The 26,221-nt window shown below is 43.0% G+C and carries 28 protein-coding genes and 1 pseudogene; 3 read left to right on the top strand and 26 right to left on the bottom strand.

Annotation, left to right across the window (positions count from 1 at the left end; all coding sequences use genetic code 11):
* Positions 1 to 3 precede the first annotated feature (3 nt).
* The 10 genes from QMA13_RS15045 to QMA13_RS15000 all read right to left on the bottom strand — a co-directional run bounded on the left by QMA13_RS15045 (position 4) and on the right by QMA13_RS15000 (position 7,993).
* The gene (locus QMA13_RS15045; protein ID WP_481858175.1) at positions 4 to 438 is read right to left on the bottom strand and encodes a NucA/NucB deoxyribonuclease domain-containing protein; all 435 of its coding nucleotides are present in this window, start codon (positions 436 to 438) and stop codon (positions 4 to 6) included.
* A gap of 118 nt (positions 439 to 556) precedes the next feature.
* Positions 557 to 1,147: an HAD family hydrolase gene (locus tag QMA13_RS15040; protein WP_282942363.1), complete on the bottom strand. Its 591-nt coding sequence runs from the start codon at positions 1,145 to 1,147 to the stop codon at positions 557 to 559.
* A 56-nt stretch (positions 1,148 to 1,203) separates the two neighbouring features.
* Positions 1,204 to 1,656 carry an NUDIX domain-containing protein gene (locus tag QMA13_RS15035; RefSeq protein WP_282942360.1) on the bottom strand — a complete coding sequence of 151 codons (453 nt, stop codon included), beginning with the start codon at positions 1,654 to 1,656 and terminating at the stop codon, positions 1,204 to 1,206.
* A gap of 38 nt (positions 1,657 to 1,694) precedes the next feature.
* Positions 1,695 to 2,213 carry an adenylyl-sulfate kinase gene (gene cysC / locus QMA13_RS15030; RefSeq protein ID WP_282942359.1) on the bottom strand — a complete coding sequence of 173 codons (519 nt, stop codon included), beginning with the start codon at positions 2,211 to 2,213 and terminating at the stop codon, positions 1,695 to 1,697.
* A 22-nt stretch (positions 2,214 to 2,235) separates the two neighbouring features.
* A complete protein-coding gene (locus QMA13_RS15025) occupies positions 2,236 to 3,090 on the bottom strand; it encodes an STM4011 family radical SAM protein (RefSeq protein ID WP_282942358.1) in 855 nt (284 codons plus the stop codon).
* The gene (locus QMA13_RS15020; RefSeq protein WP_282942357.1) at positions 3,087 to 4,463 is read right to left on the bottom strand and encodes an STM4012 family radical SAM protein; all 1,377 of its coding nucleotides are present in this window, start codon (positions 4,461 to 4,463) and stop codon (positions 3,087 to 3,089) included. The genes QMA13_RS15025 and QMA13_RS15020 overlap by 4 nt, the downstream gene beginning before the upstream one ends.
* A 20-nt stretch (positions 4,464 to 4,483) precedes the next feature.
* On the bottom strand, positions 4,484 to 5,269 hold the full coding sequence (locus tag QMA13_RS15015) for an STM4013/SEN3800 family hydrolase (protein WP_282942356.1): 786 nt from the start codon (positions 5,267 to 5,269) through the stop codon (positions 4,484 to 4,486).
* Complete coding sequence (locus QMA13_RS15010; RefSeq protein ID WP_282942354.1) at positions 5,262 to 6,509, bottom strand: STM4014 family protein; 1,248 nt, start codon at positions 6,507 to 6,509, stop codon at positions 5,262 to 5,264. Before QMA13_RS15010 ends, QMA13_RS15015 begins: the two co-directional genes overlap by 8 nt.
* Before the next feature lie 4 nt (positions 6,510 to 6,513).
* The gene (locus QMA13_RS15005; protein WP_282942352.1) at positions 6,514 to 7,359 is read right to left on the bottom strand and encodes an STM4015 family protein; all 846 of its coding nucleotides are present in this window, start codon (positions 7,357 to 7,359) and stop codon (positions 6,514 to 6,516) included.
* 79 nt (positions 7,360 to 7,438) lie between these two features.
* Positions 7,439 to 7,993 carry an NUDIX domain-containing protein gene (locus QMA13_RS15000; RefSeq protein ID WP_282942350.1) on the bottom strand — a complete coding sequence of 185 codons (555 nt, stop codon included), beginning with the start codon at positions 7,991 to 7,993 and terminating at the stop codon, positions 7,439 to 7,441.
* Between the two features lie 61 nt (positions 7,994 to 8,054).
* On the opposite strand from QMA13_RS15000, the gene QMA13_RS14995 reads away from it, so the two are divergent.
* Entirely contained in the window at positions 8,055 to 8,426 is a 372-nt protein-coding gene (locus QMA13_RS14995) for a winged helix-turn-helix transcriptional regulator (protein WP_282942348.1), read from the top strand.
* 29 nt (positions 8,427 to 8,455) lie between these two features.
* Here the strand turns inward: QMA13_RS14995 and QMA13_RS14990 are convergent, their stop codons facing one another.
* The 6 genes from QMA13_RS14990 to QMA13_RS14965 form a co-directional block, all read right to left on the bottom strand.
* A complete protein-coding gene (locus tag QMA13_RS14990; protein ID WP_282942346.1) occupies positions 8,456 to 9,040 on the bottom strand; it encodes a class I SAM-dependent methyltransferase in 585 nt (194 codons plus the stop codon).
* 115 nt (positions 9,041 to 9,155) lie between these two features.
* Positions 9,156 to 10,751: a DUF5050 domain-containing protein gene (locus QMA13_RS14985; RefSeq protein ID WP_282942344.1), complete on the bottom strand. Its 1,596-nt coding sequence runs from the start codon at positions 10,749 to 10,751 to the stop codon at positions 9,156 to 9,158.
* Between the two features lie 37 nt (positions 10,752 to 10,788).
* Positions 10,789 to 11,574: a GNAT family N-acetyltransferase gene (locus QMA13_RS14980; protein ID WP_282942342.1), complete on the bottom strand. Its 786-nt coding sequence runs from the start codon at positions 11,572 to 11,574 to the stop codon at positions 10,789 to 10,791.
* Entirely contained in the window at positions 11,553 to 11,837 is a 285-nt protein-coding gene (locus QMA13_RS14975; protein WP_349254211.1) for an HAD hydrolase-like protein, read from the bottom strand. The genes QMA13_RS14980 and QMA13_RS14975 overlap by 22 nt, the downstream gene beginning before the upstream one ends.
* Positions 11,838 to 11,856: 19 nt before the next feature.
* Positions 11,857 to 12,927, bottom strand: coding sequence for a stalk domain-containing protein (locus QMA13_RS14970; protein ID WP_282942341.1), 1,071 nt, complete (start codon positions 12,925 to 12,927; stop codon positions 11,857 to 11,859).
* 157 nt (positions 12,928 to 13,084) lie between these two features.
* Positions 13,085 to 13,753, bottom strand: a complete 669-nt coding sequence (locus QMA13_RS14965; protein ID WP_282942339.1) for a GAP family protein — start codon at positions 13,751 to 13,753, stop codon at positions 13,085 to 13,087.
* A 272-nt stretch (positions 13,754 to 14,025) separates the two neighbouring features.
* Here QMA13_RS14965 and QMA13_RS14960 point away from each other — a divergent pair, with 272 nt between their 5' ends.
* Entirely contained in the window at positions 14,026 to 14,406 is a 381-nt protein-coding gene (locus QMA13_RS14960) for a DUF5412 domain-containing protein (RefSeq protein WP_282943405.1), read from the top strand.
* Positions 14,407 to 14,440: 34 nt separating this feature from the next.
* Positions 14,441 to 14,692: a hypothetical protein gene (locus QMA13_RS14955; protein ID WP_282942337.1), complete on the top strand. Its 252-nt coding sequence runs from the start codon at positions 14,441 to 14,443 to the stop codon at positions 14,690 to 14,692.
* A gap of 425 nt (positions 14,693 to 15,117) precedes the next feature.
* Here QMA13_RS14955 and QMA13_RS14950 read toward each other — a convergent pair whose 3' ends face one another.
* The 10 genes and pseudogenes from QMA13_RS14950 to QMA13_RS14905 form a co-directional block, all read right to left on the bottom strand.
* A complete protein-coding gene (locus QMA13_RS14950; RefSeq protein ID WP_282942336.1) occupies positions 15,118 to 15,288 on the bottom strand; it encodes a winged helix-turn-helix domain-containing protein in 171 nt (56 codons plus the stop codon).
* A gap of 98 nt (positions 15,289 to 15,386) precedes the next feature.
* Positions 15,387 to 16,562, bottom strand: a complete 1,176-nt coding sequence (locus tag QMA13_RS14945) for an acyltransferase family protein (protein WP_282942335.1) — start codon at positions 16,560 to 16,562, stop codon at positions 15,387 to 15,389.
* Between the two features lie 400 nt (positions 16,563 to 16,962).
* A pseudogene (locus QMA13_RS14940) lies at positions 16,963 to 17,340 on the bottom strand (carbohydrate-binding protein); the annotation flags it as partial.
* Between the two features lie 99 nt (positions 17,341 to 17,439).
* Positions 17,440 to 17,745 carry a hypothetical protein gene (locus QMA13_RS14935; protein ID WP_282942332.1) on the bottom strand — a complete coding sequence of 102 codons (306 nt, stop codon included), beginning with the start codon at positions 17,743 to 17,745 and terminating at the stop codon, positions 17,440 to 17,442.
* A gap of 42 nt (positions 17,746 to 17,787) precedes the next feature.
* On the bottom strand, positions 17,788 to 18,165 hold the full coding sequence (locus QMA13_RS14930; RefSeq protein WP_282942331.1) for a golvesin C-terminal-like domain-containing protein: 378 nt from the start codon (positions 18,163 to 18,165) through the stop codon (positions 17,788 to 17,790).
* A 57-nt stretch (positions 18,166 to 18,222) separates the two neighbouring features.
* The gene (locus tag QMA13_RS14925) at positions 18,223 to 18,498 is read right to left on the bottom strand and encodes a hypothetical protein (RefSeq protein ID WP_282942330.1); all 276 of its coding nucleotides are present in this window, start codon (positions 18,496 to 18,498) and stop codon (positions 18,223 to 18,225) included.
* Positions 18,499 to 19,236: 738 nt separating this feature from the next.
* Positions 19,237 to 20,448, bottom strand: coding sequence for an SGNH/GDSL hydrolase family protein (locus tag QMA13_RS14920; RefSeq protein ID WP_282942328.1), 1,212 nt, complete (start codon positions 20,446 to 20,448; stop codon positions 19,237 to 19,239).
* A gap of 7 nt (positions 20,449 to 20,455) precedes the next feature.
* Positions 20,456 to 22,681: an FAD-dependent oxidoreductase gene (locus tag QMA13_RS14915; protein ID WP_282942326.1), complete on the bottom strand. Its 2,226-nt coding sequence runs from the start codon at positions 22,679 to 22,681 to the stop codon at positions 20,456 to 20,458.
* 99 nt (positions 22,682 to 22,780) lie between these two features.
* Positions 22,781 to 24,406, bottom strand: coding sequence for a response regulator transcription factor (locus QMA13_RS14910; protein WP_282942324.1), 1,626 nt, complete (start codon positions 24,404 to 24,406; stop codon positions 22,781 to 22,783).
* Positions 24,403 to 26,142: a sensor histidine kinase gene (locus QMA13_RS14905; RefSeq protein ID WP_282942322.1), complete on the bottom strand. Its 1,740-nt coding sequence runs from the start codon at positions 26,140 to 26,142 to the stop codon at positions 24,403 to 24,405. Before QMA13_RS14905 ends, QMA13_RS14910 begins: the two co-directional genes overlap by 4 nt.
* Between the last annotated feature and the right edge of the window lie 79 nt (positions 26,143 to 26,221).

The raw sequence follows: 26,221 nt of genomic DNA, 5'->3' as shown, positions 1-26,221 counted from the left end.
TTGTTATTTAACAATGAACATCACTTTAGTTCCATCTGGGTACTTTTCTACCTGATTACTAACCCAGCTGCCTGCGCCTCGATTGTCCGAAGGAGATATGTATCGAATATCAGCGCCTTCTCCGCCTTCACTGCACATGGCCATTGGCCACTCGTCACGATCGTAGCCTTTTTTGGTAGGAATGGCATGGAGCGATTTCTTCCGATTATCTTCCGCTCCTTTGCGATCGATGGTACAAATAGAGGATTCACCAGACGCTATGGCGTCCTTGATATGCTGTGCTGTTTCGGGAAATCGATCTGTTGGAAAAATCAATTGCACATTAGCGGTGCTGCTTGTTTCGACATGATCATAATGTTTCTCATAAAATACGGAACCAATAAAAACGGATATTCCAAGTGCGATGGTGTATAAGAACTTATGCCTACGCTTTTTCAAAACGCTGCCTGCCCTTCGTTAGTGTATCTATATTTTATAAGCTTAATTGATATATGTAAATATATTCCATAGACTTCGTCCTGTTAGGTTTCCTGTGTTGCCTAATGAATCGCTAACCTTACTCATTCAACAACTTCCCTACCTCTGAAATCCACCTACCGTCTTCATCAGCAATAATCGTATGCCAACCCATTCTCTTGGGTTCCACCAGGTTTTTCTCTTGATCGTCGACGTAGATAATCTTTGCTGTAGTATCTTCAAAATGATTACGGACAAGATGATAAATCCTTGATTCCGGTTTGCAGCAGCCCGCTTCACTAGAGATGGTGACGCTCTTAAGGTTATTGGCTACAGGCTCAAGTAAGGGTGTCAACCACTCCGCACGATGGTTGCTGAGAATATGGATATCCGCGAGTGCACTCCATTGCGGAATAAGTTCCAACGCAGGCAACGCAACCAAATGCCTATCCATACAGGTTTTCATATGTACCTGATCAAGTACAGGGAAGTGATTAAAGAGCCAGCTCCAGAAGTCATCCAAACTGACTTCCCCATTCCATAGTCTAAGACGCATTTCTTTTTTAAACAGAGCTTTCACGTCTTCATATGGAATATTTGCAGCGGCAGCAACCTCTTCTTGCCAGAATGATGGAGACAAGTTCGTTACTATAACACCGGCCGCATCTAAAACAAGTTGAGGTTTCTTCATCTTTATCTCTCCCTTATAGTTTTGCATCTACATCGCCCTGGTTATTTTTAAACAGGTTACTCAGCGTAGTTTTTCTTAACTACCGAATGAAGCACCGAATCTTTCCTCTCTAGAAGAAACTCCAATATCCCCTCAGGATACAAAGGCTTTTGCTGTAATTGTTCCCATGTTCGCCAAGTCAGCTTGATACCCTGCCGTTCCTTATGGTCTATGGAATCTGGAATGAACGCATCATTAATGGAGCCCCGATGTAAAATAGTACAATCATGCCTTTTCTTCCCGTCATATTCCACTATGCTTTCATTAAGACACGCCAGCGGGCCAATGTCCGCTTGCAATTCGTACTCTTCGATTAGCTCCCTTTGGATCGCTTCTGAGGCCGTTTCACCAAATTCTATCCCACCACCAGGAAATCGATAGAAGGTTTCTTCATCATCGCATTGAACTAGAATCCTTTCTCTATCAGAGCTAATGATGATGGCTTCTGCTCTCAATAACGGTCGGTTCAAAATACAATCCCCCTTAACGGCACGTCGACGTGCATGGGCTAATTCTTAGCCAAATAGTCCATAATCTTCGCTATATTGAAATCGATACTATTCCCGTAAGTATGTATAGTGACTTCCGGATGCAACGGGGGTTCATAGACGTCTGAAATGCCGGTAAATGAAGCAATCTCGCCCCTATTTGCTTTAGCATATAGACCTTTAACGTCCCGACAGATGCATTCCTCCAATGGACAATCTACGAATACTTCTATGTATTGTTCCAGTGCTGAACGCGCATATTCCCGCATCTCAACATAGGGAGCGATCATCGAAATGACGGTTGTGACTCCATTGCGGTTCAATAGTCTGCTAATGTAAACGGCACGGCGAATATTTTCCATCCGATCTTCCTTGCTGAATCCAAGCTCCCGTCCTACCTCGCGCCGAAGCTCATCACCGTCCAGGCATTCAACCCCTACCCCCTTTTCTTTGAGAGCCGTTGTTAAAGCTAATGCCGTTGTTGTTTTTCCAGAGCTTGGGAGCCCTGTTAACCAAATCGTCTTACCACAAACCTCCAATGAAATGTTCTCTCCTTTATTATTATAAAATAGCAATCCGCTCTAGCAATCGCTCCCCATAAATAGGTTCGAGCTGCAGCTCCGGCATATGAATATAGCCAATATAGCAATCACATTGTTTCATTCGACATGATCGTATTTGGGTAAGCCCTTCGATTCCATCCCTATACAAATTACCGAGCACTTGTCGGTCTTTGTAGCATCGCTTGACCCGTCCGTCCCCTTGGACGTAAAATACATTTTGCCCTGCTTTGCACTGCTTTCCCAAGCTATCGTAATCCACTGCATTCAGAGTGAAGTGCGGGTCTATTCGAGTCAAAAAGTCAATGTTCTCCGCAGAATAATAATCCGGCTTATCTTTGAATGCATTAACCCACATATACACATCGTCTGGCAATGCATTCCTCAATGAGGATATGGATTCGAACGCGCTCTTAACACCGACGGAACCTACACTGAACGGTATTTTCCGGAAGTAGAGTTTCTCACACTGTTTCAGAAATCTGCCTTCTTCTGTCTGCCCAGGATGGTATGTCACCCAGAAGGCTGCTGTTGCTGGATTCAATTCGTCCGCCCAATCCAGCTTGGCGGATAAGTTGGTCTGAATCGCCGCTTTATTCACATGCTTCATATGTGATAGTTCTATCAAAGCCTCAGTGTACCAACGATGAGTAAGCCCTTCCCCATAAGGGTTGAAAAACACGGAGAACCGATGTCCACTTTCTTCTTGAGCCCTGACCCAATCGACAAATGCTTTCACCTGTTGCCGGTCTTTGGCTAAAGTCTCCGTACTATCTATATTCTTGCTAAAAGGACAATATGGACAATCGTAATTACACGAAGTTAGGCTTCCTCGAAAATAAATAGTCGCTCTCATGAGAGCTCACAGCTTTCCATACGAGCCCGAATGTTTGAAGAGATGAACCAATCTCCGATTGCATCGGAATACATAAGCCCTTCATTCGTCAGCCGCAAAAGATCAAGCTCTACATTTGCAAGCCCTGTATGGATCAACAAATTCAATTCCGGATAATCGTCAAAAGTCATAGTTCCAAACCGATCCATATAGCTGCTAAGGGGAAGCCCCTCCGTATGCAGCATAGCTTTGAGTATAAACCGGCGCTTCTGATCGTCTTCGCTTAACACAATTCCGTAATCTGCCGTCGTGTACTTCTCAGCAGCCACATAATCAGCAATAATGCTTGCCGTAGCTGAACGGCCAACGCTGTACCGCGATGAATAATGGACAGAACTCGTATATGATCGTGCGCCGCAGCCGAGTCCAACCATGCCTTCCTCCTGACAGCCGTAGGGGAGCAATACTTTACCCGAGCCCGCATCCTTCTTGGCGAATCTTCGCATGGAATACTGAGTATACCCTTGTTCAAGCAATCGCTCTCGCGCCGCAGTATATAAAAGAAGGCGCTGGTCTTCTCCGCTCTGCCTAATTTGCTCTGGCTTCACTATCGTGTGCTCACGAGTGTACAATGGATAAATAAAAATTTCTTCAGGTTCATAGGACAGCGCCCGATCCAGCGAATATAACCATGAAGCTTCCGTTTGACCTGGGAGACCATAGATAAGATCCAAATTGAGTATCGGAAATGGATAAAGCTTCAGCTGCTCTAAGGCTCTCTCCACCTCCTGTGGTTTTTGAGGACGATAGATCGCTTCCGCCTCCGCCTCAATAAAGCTTTGAATCCCCATACTGATACGGTCCACCTGTCGGTGCTTTAAGATGTCCAACCGTTCTGACGTCACAGTTTCAGGGGATGTTTCCACAGAGATCGAAGTTCTTGAAAAGTCCACGCCAACTACTTCTTCTGCAATGCGAAACAACCTATCCAACTGGAATGGCTCCAGTAAAGTAGGAGTACCGCCGCCGATAGCAAATCTTGCGACAGGTTTATTTCGGATAAACGGAGCCCATTGAACGGCCTGCCTCTCCAAAGCATCTACATATTCTACGTGCACATTGGCTCTCTTGTCTGGTAGTGTGAATAAATTGCAAAAACCGCAGCGAGCCCCGCAAAACGGGATATGCATATATAAAAAGAAAGTGTCTGCCGATTCCTTGCTCCAAAGCTCGGATAACGGCAACTTCGTCTCCAGTTCTCGATAGGACGTTTTGTGAGGATAAGAGTATAGATAAGACCGGTAAGGCTCTGAAGTTAAGCTGTCCTTCCAGCTGCGGAGAGCCTCGGGATTCGTGATTATGTTAGAGTAATTAGGGTAAACCGTATGGCTCAATCTGATCTGCTCCTTTCCCGTTACAAAATAAACTCGCGATAAGGCACGTTCCAAACGACCTCATGTGCAAGACGGTGACCGACGTACCCATCTTCACCGTAAGCCGTGCCATGATCTGAGAAGGCCATGCAAAAGACAGGGCGTTCTCTTTCTCTGAAAGCTTGGAACAACCGGCCAAGCTCTCCGTCGACATATCGGAGCGCAGCTCGCTGTGTCTCTATAGAGTCCTTCTTCGCCCCTGGAACAAAATAATGATTCGGCCCATGAATCGCCGAAATATTCATAAACAAAAACAGACGCTCGGTTGTTTCCGATTTTTGCAGCAGTTTCATAGCATGATTCACTTGATGCTCCGTGGAACGCGGATTCGTAACGCCGAAAGTCATTCTCCAGTAGCTTTCCTGGAAATAACCTGGCAGCACTTTGGCAAGTGGAACCTTCTTGGTGAAAAAGATAACTCCTCCAATGCATAGGGTGCGATAGCCCTCTGCCTGCAGTCCAGATACAATATCCGTCGAATCAAATTGCCAAGTATGCGGATGCGTCTTTAATCCTGTATTCTTCGAGTGAAACAAACGAACATGCTCCGCTTTATTCGTCGTAGCCGGTGTAGGCAGAAACCCGCCAAAAAAAGCGTGATGCGCCGCATAAGTGAAGCTGCCAGGCGTATGGCGAAGTTCCCAATGCCCATCACCGCATAGATTCGGACAGTTCGCTTCCTCTAACACAGCTGCATCGTAGCGGAGTGTGTCAAGCGTAATCATCAGGATATCATGGCTTCCGACAATCTCATTCATGTTAAACATCTCGGTGATCCCCTTCCAGTAAGTGAGTTGAAGGGAGTGACGCTGTCCTTTTCATTTCCCATTCATACGGGTCATGTCCTTCATAATGACTATGATACAATAAATCTCCAAACGGATTGACATCCAGTACATATGGCCGCAATGATCCGCTGCTCAACAACACATCGATACCCGCTACGGTAGAATTGGCAAATGCCGCTAACGCTTGTTCGGCACAATGTCGCACTGAAGCTTGAATATCAATAGGCAGACCTACATCATCCAAGCTCATGCGATCGCTATCCAGATGCAGATTCGTAATAGGTGTTCTGCTGACTCTGGCAATGCTGTGACATGCCCCACCAGCTACCACTAGCTGACGGATATCGAATGTGCGATCCCCGTGAGCCGCTTTGGGAACCCATTGTTCTATATGGGCGCCATGACCTAATAGCCAATTGATCATTTGGCGGATGACATGGTGATCTTTGTAGTTCACCAGCTTTTTCACATTATAGAATAACGGAGGCCTAGACATATAGTTTTCCACGCCAATCGTAGTCACTGCGGACTCCGCTCCCGTAATCGGATTCACTTGGTACGCAATGACTCCGCACGCTCCTGAACCTGCGGCAAGCTTTATGAATATGCGGTGCATTCGCTCTGTCATCATAATATATCGCAGCGTATCATAATCCGGGACCGCTTGCGGAGGCGCTAATCTTCTTGGGATCGGCAAGCCGGCAGCTGACAATACCTGATGCGTATAGCGTTTATCGAACATGGCAGCTATGTCCTCCGGTGCATTCATCCATCGGGGTTCATTCCACAGCTGCTTTGCTTCCCTCTCTAGTTGCGACAGCAGCCGAGAGTAGCCGCGAAACCATTGCGATGGATGATATAGCTTACCGTTGATTTCTGTCAGACCACGAGCCATCCTTGCAGACATAGGCTGAAACACACTGTTGTCATATCGCAGCCAACGATCATCTATATCGCTACTTGTTGCATCGGGAGCACCTAGCGCGATAAGCTCGCTTTCAACTTCGAATTGTTCTCCTGGTGCATCTAGCCGTAGCAGAGGCGGTTCATTTGTAGAAAGCCCAGATGATTGAACCACCGAACTCAAAGATGCTTTGCCCTGTAACAGGTCTATATAAGTCAAAAGTACAGCTGGTGGCAACCCCAGCTTAGCCCTCGCTGCTTGAAGCCCGGTTGTCCTCCTATTGCCGGGGTTGCCTATCAGAATCATTAATCCCATCTAGTTATTCCGTCAAAGAAGGATAGCGATAATCCTCCTCATCATCATTATCCTGCTGATCACTTATATCTACGTTGAGCCCAGTATGCTTCCAACGATTCATCATTTCATCGGACATATAATGATAGCTTAAATCTAGCAGCTCCAGCCTCTTGATTTTATCACTGTTGATTAGAGCTTCGGCTCCCTTATCCGTCAAGGTCCCCATCGAAAGATCCAGTGTATGTAATTGATCGAGAATGGACGCATTTGCTACAGCAATAGCGATTTCATCTTGGATTTCGCTGTCTTTAAGCCCTAGATAGCTAAGTTCAGGGAATTTCCCCGGCTCGATCAATGGAAGCACATCTTCAAGGTTTCCATCGAATCCATAATCCTCCACACCAAGGTAAAGCTCAAGCTTTTTCAAACGCTTAAAGCTTCCTTCGCTGATGCTTGCAATAACATCTTTACCTAGACCACCGCAAATAATGGTAAGCTCCTCCAGCTTCTCGTGCTTTGCAGTATCAAGACTAAGACCTGTGCTTCCTTTAATTGTGAACGAAGTCAGCTCTGGATAAGCGGATAATAGCGGCGACAGGTTCGTCTGATTAATCCAGGAAACCTCACATTCCTCATAGGTCATATCTCCGATAAATAGCTTCCTCAACTGCGGAAAACGCTCTTTCAAACGAACAAGGGCTTCTACGATCTCACTGGAATCATTCTCGTACGCACCACCCCAGTCCCCTATGATGAGACTTTCCAATTGCAAGCTTTCTTCCTTGCCAGCAAGCTCTTCAATTAAATCTACGATTTTGACTCCATTCTCGTATTGATCATAATCGACAGATAATTTACATTCAGACATTATGCTACCTCCCTGGTAATTAATACTAGCCTTTTATCCATTATAAAAGCCCCTTCCGCGACTTTCAAATGCTTCCCTTTCAATTAACATCACCAACATAAACTCCTTGCGGAATCGAGCCTGAGGCTATATCTTTAAAGTATGGAATCAAACCTGCAGGAAAGAATCTGAATTGGCTTAATTGAGAAATCGGTATCCACTCAATGCCCACCTCATCTTCATCAGGAGCGGTACCCTTTCCAATCCAATGCTCATCTAGAAGCTCACATACGAATAAATGGTCCACTACATGTGTATTTGTATCCACTTGACTGCTGCCGTGATGGTTTCTACCAATATACTCTCGTAAAAAGGCGAACTGTTTGATTTCAATTCGACAGCCGATTTCCTCCAGAAACTCTCTTTTCAACGCATCATGCAAAGTTTCGCCATGTTCTTGGCCGCCGCCCGGCAAACTATAGTCCGCACCAAAACTATCATCGTATTTTTTTATAGTGAGTAGCTGTTGGTCTTTAATGACAATACCTTTCACACTGCTGCGCACCTTCATTAGCCGTCTCCTCTCATGGAAAACTTTATTTTTTCCATTATTATACAAATATAAAAAGCCTTCGTCACCAGTTTCTTTACGCATCAATAACGTAATACTGAAGAAACAGAGTTCTTTTTCTGTGAAATCTTAAGGAGTGTTTGAGATGAATAGTGGCTTTCTCTCCGAAGACAAGGAATCGCCGTGCCATTATCGGCGTGCATTGGAGGTCGTTTCCAGCAAGTGGACTGTGCTTGTGTTCTATGAATTGGAGAGCGGGAAGAAACGTTACAGCGACTTGAAAAGGCAGGTTGAAGGCGTTACCCAAAAAATGCTGACCCAAACCTTACGTCAGCTTGAACGGGACGGATTGGTCAACCGACATGTTTATCCAACGGTTCCTCCGACGGTTGAGTATTCATTGACACCACTTGGTGAGACATTAATGGAACCGATGCGAATCCTGCACCAATGGACCGATTCCTATTATGATTCCGTCCTGCAAGCAAGAAAAGCTTTTGATCGAGATAATACTTGATGAAACGGTAATCGTCTCATGCTGAAAAGTCATTTTCTTATTGTACAAATGTAGAACGGATACTCGGGATAGGCTTCGTGGATCTGCGTCCCTTCAAGGCGATACGCCGTATTTGCTATGTAGGGTTCTAACATCTGTATCGGGGTATATTTCAAACCAGCCATGAACATCATCGATCCCCCTTGCTTTAACAAACCTATGCAGGCATCCAGACAACTACAAAAATCACCAGTTTCTCTGACCGTAGAGCCGCTTAATGTAACAATATCAAATTGTTCCTTCGGCAAACAGGATTCGAGAATACTTTCGCACACAACCTTCGAAGGATTCGGATGTCCTTCCCTCTGTTGTCTATAAGCAAATAGTTCGCATATTTCGCTGTCAATATCGATACTCGTTACACTTCCTTTTCCATTTAGCCAATAGCCTAAATAATCATCCCAATCTCCTGTCCCGATACCCACATTACATAATTGCAGCCCGTCTGTTATGGCAAAAGATTTTCTAATGTAGTCTCTTGTCACTAATTCCGTATAGATACAGGCTGGAGACCCGTTCCATTCTCCTGCATCCGGATTTTTAAGTGCAAGATAATAATGAAAAAAGCTTTTCATCCATGTTCAATAAGACCATCCCTTCCTGCAGTCACATTTTACCTTAAAAGTACAAAAGGCTACCATACTTTGCTAGTAGGCAGCCTTCTCATGATGTGCAGCTTCTTATTGTCTCCTATTCCACCTGCTTAATAGATTGATCCGTAGCAGATACAAATACGATATGATTGTCATAGGCAAACATGCGCGACACCTGATCAGTAACCGATAATTGCAATTTACCTGATTTATCCAATATTTTAAGACTGTAGTCGCCTCCAGCCGCTATCTTGCAGATGATTTGATCATTCATGCTTTGGACGCTTTCTAATGCATCCTCTAATAACAGTGTATCTATTTGCGTTTTTTCTACTTTATACAGATGGATTTGACCGTTAGCATCATGGTTAGTGTAGTACACATTACCATCTATTTCCTCGTACCAATTGCCAACTTGATTATGTGAGAGCTTTTGCTCACCAGTCCCATCCAAATTTGATGAGTATAAGAATTGATCCTCATCTTTCACATAAAACAGCTTATTATGGATGATTTTAAAATGGCTCACTTCCGCGTTAACGATCTTCTTCGTTTCATTAGTCTTCATATTAATACGATAAATTTGATTTAGGTTATCCTTGAGGTTCTCCATATTTATTGCATATGACGATGCCAATACGAATATATCATCGCCAATGATGGTTGTAGAGTGGTCACCACTATAAGCAGAACCATTGGAAATATGCCATCCGTAAATGAGATTAGGGTTTCCTAGGCTCTTGCCATTTGCCACTTCTTCCCCATTAGGCACCCATATAAGGTTGTTACCGTTAGGTGGAACAGATAGGTTGATTATAAGGTTTCCTTCTGCAGTACTTTTAACATCAAAATACCCTCGATGAACCTGCATTGCCTTCCCATCTTCGTTAACCTTGCAATACACATCTGAACCCATGATAGCTCCCCCATTATGATAGGAGAACCACAACTCATTGTCTTTTATCTGGAATTTCAAATTTTTATTAATGCCTTTTGATGTATCCAGCTCATACGTATAGACCAATTCCTTATGTGTTGTATCCTCCACAGGGGCTCTGTACACTTCATTCGTCAATCCTGCAGTTTCTACATAGTAATAATAACCCTTGTATATAGCGACATCATTGTCACCAGCATAGTCCGGTAATTGGACGGTTTTCAATTGTGTATTGTCGGATTGGATCGAGAGTCCGGTCGAATTGTTCCAATTATACTGCCATCCAAACTCATCATGAGCGAATCTCCAGGTAAGTGGGAAATAAATGATATCGTTATAGCTTAATAATGGATAGGATTCAGTCGCATTATTCACCTTTTTATTATTAATCGTAATATCAATTGCAGGAATCGTTGCCTTCATGTTGGTCCCATTTTTATTACCCGTTGTATAAGGTACATAAGATGAAGCCACTTTGTCTTTGGCGATAGTAAGTCCATCCTGTAATGACCAGTCTGTCTGCAAACCTAGAAGTCTGGAATCGTACCAGGTCATTGGAAAATAGGTTATATCCTTATACACCAGCAGTGGGTATTGACGGTATTGATTATCGACTTGATTGCCATTTAGCTTGACTCCGAACTCGGGTAAAGTAACCCGAACACTAGATTCTGCCGCAAAGCTTTGCCATGGAGCTAACCCTGTGCTTAAACAAAAGGCTAAAAGTCCTACCCATAAAGGCTTTTTCGTTTTCACGTCATTCACCTCTCCTCTTACTGTTCCACTACAAGCTTTAGACTCCAAAATATAGGTGTTCTAATGTAACAACACGTGTTAAACCAAGAGATTCCGCTACTTTGATCGATGGCCAATTACTCTCGAGCACTTGATATCTTGGCAAGAACTTCCTTACTAACAGATAGTTCACTGCCGCGGTCACTATTTTCTTTGCATAACCCTTCCCTCGATGATCATCACGGGTATTCACAGCCCCGATTTCCCATACTGGACCGTAGTTATGAAAGGTTAAGCAGGTACTCACTGGTTCACCAGCCTCATATAGCGTATAGGATCTGGCTCCCTGTTCGAACATTTTACGCAATTCTTGGGAATCATACCCGTTGTTCGACCAAAGCGGAATCAAGTTCTCGTTGACTACATCCTCTTCAACAATTTCAGAGATTTCAGGTTCAGGAATACGCTCAAGGCACGAATAAGTATAAAATGATCGTATTTTCTCCACTTGATATTTTGACTCGATCACTTGTCTATATTCTTCCTTTTGAGTTTTAAAAATTACTGGTTTCTGAATAGTTAATCTGTTAAGCAGCTCAAGAATAGCAGTTGTGTCCGTTCCTCCGACAAAAACTATGGATTTCGCCTCAGGATATACCGCCCGATCATAGGAAGAGCATGAAGCAGGCAAGCACAATAATACAGCCCACTCACGACCTTGCTCCACAAGCTTGCAATCCATTTGATCGCCGTAGGCTTCAAGCATCTTCAGCAGCGTAATGTTTTCCAGCACATGACCACTTAACCGTTGTACTGCCCTCTTTAGCTTACTGGACTCATCCATTTATCGGTCAACTCCTCAACGCTACGAACCCTATAGGTTGGTTTGGCCGCAGCGATTTCCTCTAAAGATCCGTATCCATATGTAACTCCAATTGAATGAATCCCTGTATTGATAGCCCCAATAATATCGTGCTTTCTGTCGCCTATCATAATAAAATCGGATTTTTCAAAATGGGGATATTGATCCAGTATGTACCGAATAATATCGGTCTTGGCACTTCTGGTGCCGTCCAAGTCAAAAAGAACGATTCGATACGGGTTCATAGGGTTGATCTCCTTCGTCTTAATGCATAGTGTCTATATCGGATTGATGAATATCATATTCCCATCTCGTCACTCGGGAAAGTCTTGTGCTTGTGAGAACTTGAGGCTCGCTGCTTCCTTCCGTCCAGTATTGGAGGGAGTCGGGAATGATAATTTGTGCAGCATATTTACCTGGAGTTACGGGATTCCCAGACGGATCGGTAAGATTCCATACAGGAAGCTTCGCTTCGTACCACGCATAGACAGGAATCGTTCCTACTAATGGAGCCAGCTTCTGGCTGAACATGAGTTGTTCTCCTCCTGCTTCTACCTTGACGATTTGATATTCGATGTTAAGCGGCTCGATGCGGATGGGCTGCTTGCCCTGATTTTTAAACTGGAGGAGTTGAACAAGTCCTTTCTTTTCCTTATCCAATTGCCCCATTCCAAAGACAAGCCCTTGATTTAAAAGCAGCATCCCGTCATAATATCCTGTTGTCGTCGTCATCGACCAAGAATCCCTTACACGAACTTGATACGAATGCATGTCCCCTTGCGCATGAATTGTTAGATTCAGAGGAATGATATCACCCAATTGCAGTTTATTCCAAAAATCGGCGTCAGTCGATCCAATAACAGTTCCTGCTTGATCCAGGATATCCAGTTGTATCTTTTTGCCGGATAAATCTTTGTCTACCCTCAACAAACACTTCACTGTTAAATCTGTATATCCGGGTGTCTGGTTCTCAGAAGGCTCGGTAATGACATTCGCTAAACTGATATACCCATTCTTGTCCTGGGTGTTGAAATCTTCCGCTGACTTTCCTGCATAAATATCAATAATATTGTCCTTACCTTCATTGGATTGCCGATAGTTCACTGTTGCTCCTATAGCTTCTGCAAAGGTACGCAACGGAATATAGGCTTTGTTATTGTAGTTGAGAACCGCATTATCGTCTGCTCCGTCGATTTCCTTAACGGCACCATTCACAAGAAAATGGACTTTACTTGGAAATAGCCTTGCTTGAATACTATCAGACGCGAAAGCTGCAGTACATAGCGACAATCCAATACCGGCACACAGTCCGGCAATAAAAGAAATTTTTTTCATTAGGACCACTCCTTTCAGTGTAATTGCCACTGGCCGTTACATCATATATTGACGTCGTAGATGAGCAATTGTTTCTATAGTTTTAGGAAAAATATGTAATTCCTTATCCTTCCTTATATAAATGAAGGACTACCTGACGGCAGCCCTTAAAGAACGATTATTTAGAAATATAGAAAAGCCAAATCCCTGCGGCATAAGCCATTGCTGGAAAAGCGTATTTACTAAGATTGTTCATTATTTTGCGCGTCACAGCTTCAATAGATTTGAACTTCCCTTGTAAGAAACCGTAAGCGAAATACAGGATAAGCATAGGAAGAACAAATATGAAACAATACACTATCAGATACATCATCATGACCGGAAATGGTACATGCTGTTCAGTTAAATGGCTGATGAACACGATATAGGGGATCGAAGTCGGTGCATCGCCTAATGTCGAGGTAATCGATAGTCCTAATAGCATCATTGGATGCACATCTTTGATATCGGAGATACCAGAGTGCTGTCCCTCCTTCTCCTTATTCCGAAAGGAGCGGACGACTCGAATGGTTAATACGACTCCCACACCAATAAGAATGATCCCGGATACCATACCGGTTATAGAACTGGCTCTAGGATAAATATGGAGTAAGGAAAGCAACCACTGCTTTAGAAAACGATCAATGCCATAATAGAAAATAAGTCCCGTTATAAGATAAGTCATGAAGGCTCCGCCAATAAAGAAAAGCGCGTGCCATGTTTTTTTGACCATTGGAAGGATGAAGATCAAGATGGAGATAGCCGCAGGGTTCAAGCTGTCCAGCAGTGCCATTCCAAGCAGATACATGCTGCTCACCCCTTGTCTCTTATTTTATTTATATCGGGTCTCCCAAACCAACAGGCGTATTTTGAATCCCTGAAGCGGCTCCTTCCTTTTCTATTGAAGCATTACCCCGTACTGCATCTATTGAAGCGGGTATTACGCTATTCCTAACCCCAATCCTAGACGCCTACAGGAAACTAACAGTTATATATGTTATAATATGGGATATTTCTCAGCGGTTTTTATGACTTGAATTTAACAAGAGCGTGGATGAAGAAAATAGAAGTAAGCAGGAAATTAAGAAAACTAAAAGAAATGTTATTAGGTTTGTAGGTATTATTGCTTTGATATTTATTGGCCTTGTTTCTTATGGGATATACTGGGTTTTCTTTGATAAGGAACGACTCCTAAAAGGTGAATTTCTTACCGAAGTAATCTCCCCTGATGGAACTTATACCGTTAAAGCTTATCTTGCAAATGGTGGAGCAACCACATCTTTTGCTATTCGCGGTGAATTGATCTTTAATGAGCGAAATATGAAACCGAAAAATATTTACTGGAATTATCGGGAGAATAAAGCAACCATAGTTTGGAGTGACAATAATACTGTAATAATCAATGGACACACCCTCAATGTGCCAAATGATAAATACGATTTCAGAAGAATATTACCTTGAAAATATTAATAGAGCAATAAGGATGGTGGATTTTTTGAATAAAATAATTAAAATACTAGGGGTCATTTTTAGCATTGTTACCGTTGCTATCGCTGTTTCGTTTTTTTTATTTAAAGACCCTCTGAACCAAACCAAATTATCATGGTTGATGGTTAGCATGTGTGGTTCTTTGATATTCAACGGTGGTACTTCATACTTTGCAAAAAAGGATAAGCAAGGATTATTGTCTGTAGGAGTAGGTATCATAATTCTGATATTTGTTGTATTTAAATCCTTTCTTAAATAGTATAAAGTAATTTAAAATGGTCGCAAAAAATGCAGTAAACCCGACCTACAATGCGGCCGGGTCAGAAATAATGTTGTTTAAACTCCCTTTAGAATTCCTATAGAACGAATGCATCTCAGTACGATGGGGTTACGCTCGAGGTCATTGCCTCAAAAAGCCCATCAGGAGGTCGCTCTACCATGCGTCCTAATTATATCCTTTAAAGCAACCTATATTTTCTTTTCGATTGCTATTTTTTTAGCATTCTTTATATCAGTTCAGTTGAACAAATACCTCTGTTGTTAATTCGTTTATCGACACTCTGGATATATTGCAAACTTACTTGAGTGTTTAGAGTTTCAAGACCTTTAATAGTAATAACGTATATTCTCTCTTGGCAACTTCTTTTATTAGTTCACCCTTAACCAAATAAGTTTTAGCCCAACCTATTCGATTTTTATATTTGTACTGTCTTCCACTAACTCCGTTTTATCTTCATCAGTAAACATAAAATCCATAGCTAACTTTTCAATAATTTCTTCTAGCCTATGCACTTTTTCATCAATTAATAGTCTTAAAAAAGGAACCAAGAAGCTTTGATAATTTGGAATTGCCATCTTTTCACGCCTTTTTATTAATATAAATTCGTGCTTTCATTGTCCAATTTTCTTTTGTCATCTTCCTCGGTAACCAATTAATGACTTTAGAAACTTTTTTATAACCCAGTAGCATGTTTAGTAATTGTACCTTTTTCTACTTTCGAAGCTGACCTTGTTAAGAATCTTCCTAAATTCATGGATGGCTTCTCAATCGTAAAATACATTAAACTCGAAATAACTAAAGTTACTATCACACATATTATATAAATAATCCAAATTGGTAATGTGCTATGTAATAGATGTATACATGTAAATAACACTATTAAATGAACCAAATACAAGCTGTAAGATATTTTACCCAAGAAATTTATTCCTTTATTCTTTAAGATTCTTGTAAATGTAGCCGAATACATCGCAAAAACAATTATAATTACTGCTCCAAAAGTAACTGCCCAAGAATCAATAACTGTTCTATAAAATGGAGATATGTTATTAAAGATTAACATTTTAATAGCAAAAGATGGATGGAAATATAAGTACATTAAAAGTCCGGTTAGAAGTAATAAAACCTTAAACTTTTTACTAAGTGTAATGAACCTTTTCTGGATCTCCAATCTGTATTTAGCAATCAAAGCCCCTATTACAAACATTGCTGTGTAATTAATCGTCGCAAAAAATTCAGTGCCTGTTACATCTGCAGGATTGAAAGCAAAAAATGTTACAACACTAATTATACTTAGTAGAATACTTAAACCTACTCCCTTTTTCCAATCAATTCTTACCAATAGAAGCATTAGAATAGGAAAAACTAAAGATATTCTCATCTCGTGAACGAGTGACCATACAACTGGATTCAAATTACTCAGAAAGCTATCTACTAAAAGCATATGATCAGTTACCACTTTTGAATTTATAGGGTTCGTCCAAAAAATATTAAACCACGAAGTTAACCCAACAATTCTACCTGTATAAAACATTTCTTTGCACCCGAAAGCTACAATAATTGCGACAATGTATGGGATGTAAATTCTACAAATACGTTTTACTGCAAAAGATATGTAATTAGATTGCTTATTTTTGTAAAATGGTAATGACAATACAAATCCACTTAATACAAAAAATAATATCACTGATTCCCCACCTGATATTAATAAGCGTAATGGACCATATTCAAATAATAATTTTGATAGCCTACTTCCCGGTAGTATTTCATACATATGTGAGAACATTACTAATAAAGCGGCAATCCCTCTGATTGAATCTAGTTCTTCATAACGACTATTCTGATTCAAGCCTTTTATCCCTCCTGAGTAGTTTCGTTCAAGTCCGTTACCAATCCAAGCATTTAATAAGAATATCATTGTTCTTTATTAAGAACAATATATATTTTAAGTTGATTTAATTACATAATAAAATACTACCTTCATTGGTGGCTAATCCCTTTAATATGATTAGTGGATCCTTTCTCCATTCTGTAAGATTAAACTCATTTTATTCAGGAAAAAAAAACAAATAAAATTCTTTATATATGTCTTCTAACAGCAAAAAAAACTCACTTTTTGAATGATGTATTTCATACAAAAAGTGAGTCCAAGTTTATTCCCATCATAACCCAAAATACGTATATCCCCGTGTTTTTAAAAATTTGCTTGTATCTCATTGTTGACCTAAAACCAGGTAAAATACTTAACATCACTTACCGTTATTCCACTTGCTTTCATGTAAGCCTGTCGCAACACCACTATTATTCGAAAGTGTCGGTTTACCTGGCAACCCGTTCCCAAGCAATGCCGGACTGACGGAATGCCGTTCGAACTTGACTGCATCAGCCCTCGTATAGATCATATCGGCAGGAAGGGTTGGCGGATCTACTGTTGTCGGAGTCTCCCTGGTTAAACGAACATACTCGCTGCCGTCTCCTTTAAAGTCGAACGTTCCAAGATTAACCCAACCCGACGAGTCGAGTGTCGCATCGATATACGTGATCTCGGTAACCGACTGATGCTTCACTTCCACTTTGACATGATTATCGTTTGCTGTCGTATGGACGAGCTTGTAGATGGAGACGGTATATCTCCCCTCTGGAAACTAGGCCTTCCACGTCGCCGATGATTCTTGAACTGTAAAGTAACGGGACTTAACACCAATATTGTATCCAGCTAAATTGCTTTAGCTCCAAGACCCTTCCGTAGTGTATAACCCGGTCGTATTCGTGCTGTCGACAATAAACGTCAAGTCCTTGATCGTTATTGCCAAAGGCGGTGTTGTTAAGTTCACTCCGTCCATCGTTACAGTGGCCCACACTGTGATATGGTCTGTGGCTCCATCAAGGCTTTGAATGGTCAACAAACCGCTGCTGTCCACTACAGCCAGATCGGTTCTATCAACAAAATACTGCACATTGGCATGTGTCAGGTCACCGATCAGACCGTTATCCAAATAGCCGATTACGCTCAGTCGAGCAGCTCGAGTCATCTGCAGTTCATCCTGATTCGACAGGATAGCCACAGCCCTCAATTACTGGATCCTATTAGGGTCCACCCACATCATCGCATCGCCAACTACCCGTGACTTATTGGCCTTGTTGGTTAATTCGACATATCCACTATCGCCTGCTGCAAAAGGGTAAGTACCCAGGAACACCCACGCCCCATTATCCGTTGTCTTATCAACGGTAACCGTCTGTGAACCACCGCTGTAATAAACGGTAAAAGCAGTATTATCCACAATGATGGATGCCCCCTCCTGCCAATCCGGTTGGACCGGCGTCACCGTTACCTGATCAGGCAGATATAGCGTTCGCTTGCGGGTCTGTTTCCCGTCCGATTCCGTTAATACCGCCGTGTGGCTATCAGGCAAATTAATCCCGTCGAATGTAATCCAACGTTTGTTCATCGTATCGTAGTAATTGGTACGACTCCCCGCATTCCCATCAAACAAGACTCATTGTTCTTAAAGTCTTTCCGCCACATTATTGATTGCCACCCAGTTCCACGTATCCGTGTCCTTGTAGAACAGATCACGAACGATGGATCTGCCTCCATCCCAAGCAGCTTCATAGAAAGTCGCCTTATAGTTTGCGTTCTCGATGCTGCCTTTTTCCGTATAACTGAGATTCGCCAATGTGCGGCTGCGCAGCGGAGGCAACGGTGGAGCTTGCTGCCGGATATTTCCTTCGAACTTAACCGCATCGGCCCGCGTAATGATGGTGCCCGTCGTAGGTTGCATTCGAGTCAGCCTGACAAAGCCCCCAAATCAACCCATCCAACAGATGGTCCCGACGAGGGCCTGAGATCCATAAATAAGACATCCGTAATCCCGTTGTGAACAATCTCAATCTTTACATTACTATCTGCTTTATCCGCCTAATCAAGCTTGTAGAACGATATTCTCGCCGTTCCAGCTTCTAAGCGCGGATTCCACGATCTGGCTCTGCCTGCTGTGCTCGTATATTTGGAACTGGAATTATTATACCCCTTCACTCCTGTACTTGTGGTCCAATTCGGAGCCGAGTATCCGTTATCCGCATTATCCGCGTCAGGGGTCACAACCCCATCAATCGTGAGTCTCCCATCATCGATGATAATGGTCTGAACGGTACAGTCTCCGCACTAGCCGTCCTTATTCCGAATAGGCTTAATGGAACTATTATCGTCATGATGAAAACGATTTAGAAAAACAGCTTCATTTTTATCGTACATCTCACTTCCTTCCCTTAAATGGTAACTCTTTCAAAGATTTTCAATTCCTTTATTCATATGATCGCAAAGAAGCCGCATCCTACTGGTTAATCCCCCCTTTGTCTTTGATATCATAGCATGCCGCTTAATCGTGAATTTTGTTTAATTTCTTTAATTTCTTATAATTAAAAGATTTTAAGTAAAAAATAAACCTGCAACGTATTCTTCTGCTCAACAGCAGTCAGATACGTTGCAAGTTTTACATTAGGAACAAAACGACTTTAAACTACACTAATGGCGGCTGTACTAACAACAACTTGCCAAGCTGGATCACTGTTTGATCGTACCAATCCGGATGCTGCCGAACATGCTCCCTACTTCGTTCATTGCTACATGCCTCAAACACGGCCGCTTTATCTGTCTTCTCGGTATCGATTTCGAAGCGAACCGTATGTTTCCCATTCGGGAGCTCCGGCAAGAATACATACTGATTCCGATTATGATCGTTATGCGGTGTGAATCGGTCCACAAGGAAGGGATCCCCGCCGTCCACTGTCACCTTCAATCTGCCGGAATCCGGCCCCCCGATATCGAACACCCCGATATGTGTGCCTTCGAACTGCACCGTGATAGCCTCCCCTGGATCGACCGCTCGCCATAGGCCGGAGAACAACCAATCGTACTCGCGGGCCAAAGCTGAATCCTCGGGAGTCACGTAGGACCACCCAGACGATAAATGGGCATAACCCTCCAGCGGCAGCATAGTCGCGTACTCCCAAGGATTTGCCGGGACCAAATGGGCCTGAGGCAAGTTATGTTCGATTCTTCCCAGGTGACCTTGAAGTTCGCTCATTTTCTCAAACGACCGAGTGATCGTATCTGTGTAAATCTGGTGTCCTTCGGGAATTGTCGGATGGATCGAATCATGCGTAAAAACAATGGCTCCGGGGATGGACTTGTCTGCCCCTGAGGTAAAAATGAGCTTTCCCTCCGACACCAAATGACTGACCGCTACGCCCAGATGAATCGAAGGAATACCGTAATAATCGGCCACTTCCTCTTGCATAAGAGCCCCCTTTTGGTATTCCCCGGACTGAAATAAGGCCACATCCCGTTCCTTCAGCGTATAAACGAACAGGATATCGGTAAACCGGCTCCGCTTGCGTATTTGACGGACGATTCCTTCGATCCGCGCCTTGGACTCGGGCACTCCGCCATCGTTACCGACAAATTCAACAAACACTAGATCAGGCTGATGACGCAGCACATCCCTCTCCAAACGGGCGCAGCCCAAATCCGACCCTGTCCCTGAAATGCCTGCATTCACACAGCGGATATCCGCCTTGGGATATTGCCCGCGAAGCCAATCCGCCGTCATGACTCTATATCCTTCAGAACGCGTATTACTGCCGCCAAAATAGACAATTGTCACGGTTTCCCCATTTTCCAACTTCTGAATTACATTAGGTAGCCCTCTTCGAGGGAATAATTCCTTCATCGCGACTTCACCTGACCTCACTTATCGTTGTAGGAGCAAACAATTTTACAGCAAACACTTCATGATAAGGCGAACCGTAAGTTGCGCAGAAATTAATCCGAATTCGGGTTACACCTTCCGCATCCACCTTATGTTTATTCAACGTGAGATAATTGCCACGGATTACGATTTCCCTCTCCGTTCCGTCTTCTAAGGTCAAGATCACATCATAATCTTGGATAAGGGACTCGATCGGATCGTCGAAATGCTCCAAATCCAACTGCGAATTGAAAACAAGATGGATTTCGTCCAGATTTTTGGGGCTTGCAAATGAGAATTCCAACCATTCCTTTCCTTCTGTACGTTCGGAAATCCAGCCGTTTGGCAGACCATAGGGCCTGGAGTAGCCGTTGACGAGATTCTCGGGATTATACATATTCTGGGATGGCAGGAGGTCCTTAAAGCAAATGCTTTTATTGAATTTCTTCAGTCTGGACGGCACTTCCGGCCTATAATGGAAGCTGACCGCTCCTGTCATTTTCTCTACATTGCCGTAAACGGCAAGCTTCGCTGTACCTTCCAGTACGATGTAAATTTTGTCGTCCGCCGGCTTCTCGCAGCCCAAGTCCAGCGTAATCCAGTCGTCATGACCGGCTGCAATAGCCAATCGGTAGTCTTTCAACTCGCTGTCTGGAATGTAATTTTCCTTCCGTTCCCCGCCAAACAGCTTCACATGCAGAGTTTCCGAATGCTCGGAAATATTTTTAATTTTGATCTGTACGCTTTCCGCCACGGATGTCTGAATCGGCAAGACCAAGCATAACCCTTTCTCCAAAGGAATCGCTTCGGTTGGATGAGGATTGGCATAGCTGCGCTGAGACGAGGCACGAATATTTAATCCATCAGCAAAGTAAGGATCCAATTCCTCTTGAAGCCCTACAATCGTTTGTCCGTCTCGAAGCAGCAGCGCCTGCAGCTCCCCCATATGAGCCTCGACTATGGCTGCGGGGTCTACTTCATATTTCAAGCATAACGAAGCGGCCGTTCCAACCGCCTGCCCCATACAACCGCAGGTTGCCATTACTCTTGTAGATCCGAAAGCAACATGGGTAGCACTTATATTGCGACCAGCGAACATGAGATTGGGAATATTGCGGGAAAATAAACTGCGGAACGGAATATTATACAAGCCTGGCACGAAATTCCATGCTGTAGCCGGCCCCTCATCGTAGATGCCCTTGGCAGCATGTAAATCCATATACCATCCCCCAACGGATACAGCATCTTCGAAATGCGGCTTTGCTGTAAGATCGTTCTGAGACAACATGTGATCCCCTATAAACCGCCTCGACTCCCGCTTTCCCGGAATCGGGCAGACATAATCCAAGATGAGATTGTCCACATCATCAAATTCGCCGCTATTTTTGATATAATCCCAAATCCCGTAAACCAATTTCCGCAGCTCCAATGCGATGTCTTCATTGTTAGCGATAACATCCATATGTCCGCCGTATTCCAGCCACCACAATCCGCCTAGCCCGTTAATTTTTCTAGGGAAAGCCCGATGGTTCAAGCCTTTTCTGATACTATCGAAAAAGTCCAACTTCGTAATATCATACGCAAAGCCAGGCCGTTTGTACGGAACGGAATATTGGACGTCACGGGCTTGAAACAGGATCGTGTCTCCCATGGTGTAATGATCCGCCACTTCGGGAGCCAAGTCTTCCTTGTATTCATGCCTCGCTTCTCTCCCCCATCGGAAGAGCGCACCTGCCTGATATCCGACAACCCCGTCTCCGGAGCAATCGATGTAGGTTCGGCTTTCAAAACGGAATTTCCTTTCGGAAGCCAATTGAAGTCCTTCCACCCATTTAATTCTTCCGTTCTCCATTCCCGTTTCATGCACGCAGGTATTCAAAAATAGAGAAATGTTAGGCTCATCATAGACCATATCCAACAGGACCGTATCCGAAAGCGAAAGCATAAGCTTCTTGTTATATAACGGATTATAGTGGAAAATCTTCAGCTTGAGTTCTTCCACCAACCCGCCTTCACGCGCATAATAGGATGGACTGTTCCCAAGATAGGCCGACCCGTTGATATGAACCCTGACCTCGCTGCTGGCATTCCCCCCAAGAACCGGTCGATCATTAATAAGTGAAACTTGCAGCCCTTGACGTGCTGCAGCAATGGCGGCGCATACCCCAGCAATACCTCCGCCTACGACGGTTACATCCGCTTTAATAAGCTCCATTGTGATAACCTCCATGATTAGATACATCTATCATGGTAATCCTTTTGAACCCCGTTTTTTTACATGATTTCGCGAAAAATTCATACATTTTTTTGCACCTTATTTGGATTCATACCGTGTCATTTTTATCCGATATTGTTTGGGTGTATCACCTGTATATTCTTTAAATAATTTACAAAAATACCCTTCATTCACAATTCCGACTTCCTCACACAATTCCAATAAAGAATAATCCTGAACATTTAACAGCTCGAGAGCCAATTGAATTTTTTTACGGTTGATGTAGCTGATAACGCCTTCGTTCATTGTTTTTTTGAATAGACTGCTAAAATACGATGGGGCTAAATTCACTTCCTCAGCAATAGCCTCCAACGTTAAACGCTGTTTCAGGTTTTTCTCTATAAACCGCATGGCACTCATGATTTCTGCACGATGTAAAAGTTGGCCAGCGTGTACATATTCGAAAGTGAAGTTGCCAATATACGCTAGCTGCTCCCGAAATGCCATAAATTCTAGGGGAAACTCAGCTACATCTGTGGTCAACGTGTTCCCCGATTTAAATTTCACAGCAATGTCTCTGTACAAGTCTCGAAGCATAGGTGCCATGATGGACTTATGGATTTTATGATCCGTAACAAATTGGTTTAAATCAGCAAATTCTTTCTCCAGCTCTTCCTTGGAAACCTTTCTTTGCACCCATGCAAGGAAATTAGCCAGTTTCTGCTGAAAATCCACCTTTCTGTCATTACGGTAATGGAACCGATGCGCGGGTGTTTTCACTACTTTCTCTGCATGATAATAGAAATCCTCACTCACATTATTAGCTTCCGTGTAAGCTTGTTTGATGGATTCCCAGCCTCGGTGCGGACCGCCAAAAGCGACGGATACCCTTTGATTCAAATATTGATGCAAATGAGAGACGATCTGACTCCCCAATGTCTGGCAAGCATATTCCGTATCCATCTCACTGCGATTATTTTCCCAGGAAAGAAAGCCAATAAAACGATTATCGGAGAGATCCGTAGCTACACCCCTGCCACAATTCATCACCGTTTCTTCGATTACATTCGTAATCGCATATTTTAATATGTTTTGGTCAACCGCTGAATATTCATGGCGAAAACTTTCATACAGATTCATTTCAACAATAAAGCAGCAATAATTGGCTTGAAAGAAATGGAACTGCATACGATTGGCGAAATCGGATGCCCGATGAGAAGGGATTTCACCTCTGATCAGCTCGTTAAAAAATTGCTTACGGACTCTATATTTATTTTCAAGAACGGAGACGTTTAAAGATTGAAATTCCTCTTCTTTTTTCTTAACCTCATCCAAAATTCCGGCTGCCTTATCCAAAGCTCGATCCAAATCCGCTTCCCGCAACGGAACCTTAACAATGTACTCCAATACGTTGGCATGAATAGCTCGCTGAGCATACTCAAAAGACGGATAGGTAGTCAAAAGAATGTATTGGGTATGGGGCATCTCCGGCTTTAATTGCTCAATCATGGAAATTCCATCCATTCGCGGCATAACGATATCGGTTATTACGATATCCGGCTTAAGCCGTAAGATCTCCTTGATCCCCTTCTGCCCATTATTCGCTTTGCCCACCAAATGGAATCGCCCTTCCTTATGGGAGAGCTCGCTAAAAAACAGTTCCAATCTTTGGATGATTAGATCTTCATCATCAACGATGAAGCAGGTGTAGTCTCTCACCATCATGCATCTCCTTTAAACATACCTGCTGGGAATTTTGCGCGGACACGGGTTATTTCATTCGGTATGCTAATGACTTGCAGCCCGAACTGTTCTCCGTAGTGAAGTCTTATTCGACCATGAATATTGTTTAACCCAATTCTTTTCCTTTTTAGCTCTAGATCACTCGGTTCTGAATCTAGAATATGCTTTATTCGATCCGTTGGAATTCCTTCGCCTTGATCAACGACTTCTATCATGACGATGCCGCCCTGCTCGTATGCATGAATAGTAATCGAACCTTCGATTCCCCCTCCGTTATAGCCATGGAAGATACTATTCTCCACAATGGGCTGCAGCAGCATTCGAAATACAGGGAAATCCATTAATCCATCTTCGATGTTCTCAATCAAGTGGAAGTGCCTGTTATAACGGATGTTCTGGATCGCGATATAGTCCGCTACATTTTGCAATTCCTGACGTAGTGAAACCTTCTCCGAAGCGTCGGCTATCCCGTATTCCAATATTGAAATGAGAGACCCGATCACCACATCTACTTTCTCTATTTGTCCCAGGCGTATAACATTGCTAATAGATCCAAGCGTGTTATACAAAAAATGAGGATTTATTTGCGATTGCAGAACTTGGATCTCCAGCTTCCGCTCAAGTTCATTATGAAGCTCTGCTCGCCGAATCAGTTCCACAATTTGTTGCAGCATACAGTCGAAGGCTCGGGAAAGGTCGCCAAATTCATCATTTCGGTTCATCGTCATTGTCGTTGTCAGATCGCCTTGCTCCACCCGTTTCATTTTTGTTTTGAGCGCGTAGAGCGGATTCCTTATATATTTGGCAATAAAAAAGGAAATGAACAGACTTAATAGAAGACCGGCAACCAGAAGCCCAATATAATAGGTTCCCAATCTGGACAACGCAGCTTCCAAGCGAGATTCATCGTTGATCGAGATGATGGACCAATTGAATTTCTCTGTCGATTTCTTCAAAATGGAGACCGGCATGCCATCCTTGGTATGCAGTTGAAGGCTTGTTCCCGCAGTATCAAGAATTTGTTCCGCCGACATTTCCCCGATTGAAAACGTATGATCTTGAATATTCAGGGGGCCTCTATTTTCTGAAAATCCGGCAATAATTTTGCCCGATGTGGTAATCAGGGCCAGATTCATTTGTTCTTTTTTATTAATCTTGAACAAGGTTTCTTCAATGGCATTTAGATCCAAATCTATCGCAATGGCCATAGGAAACGGAGAGCCATTCAGATATCGAACCATCGTAACAGTCCAGCCGGAATACTTGGATTTATAAGGATCACTGACAAAGGTAGTCCGTTTGTTCTTGTCGGCCGCATCAAACAACGGTTTTCTGTCAGATAAGGGTTCATCGAAAATTCGCGTCGGCGTACTTCCGCCTAGAATGGATAAATCGCTATTGATCAAGTAAATGTTACTGACGTAATTACTATTGAGCTCATAGAGCTCTCTTAATTGCTTTTTAATCACTTCCGTATTGTTAATGTTTGCTTTCACCGATGTTTCGACCGAGAACAAGATCGTTTGAAAAGAGGAAAAATTAACCGTTAAATACTGGTCAATTTTGTCCAATATTTGGTTTGTGTAATAAGTATCATTGGTCCTTATTTCCTTTTGGACATAGCGATAGGACAGTTGGCTTATCAAGATGATGCAGCTTAATACAAAGGCAAACACGATAAAAAATAGTTTTAAAGGCAAGCTGATTCTTCTTCGCATCGGTCATCTTCCTTTTAAATCTGTATTAAACTAAGAATAGCATAGGACAACAAAGAGAGGGGCTATTTATCGCCTCTCT

Origin of the sequence: Paenibacillus sp. RC67, assembly GCF_030020805.1 — a bacterium.
GTDB lineage: Bacteria > Bacillota > Bacilli > Paenibacillales > NBRC-103111 > Paenibacillus_S.
The sequence above is the reverse complement of the archived record's forward strand: the minus strand, read 5'-3'. Positions and strand labels throughout refer to the sequence as shown.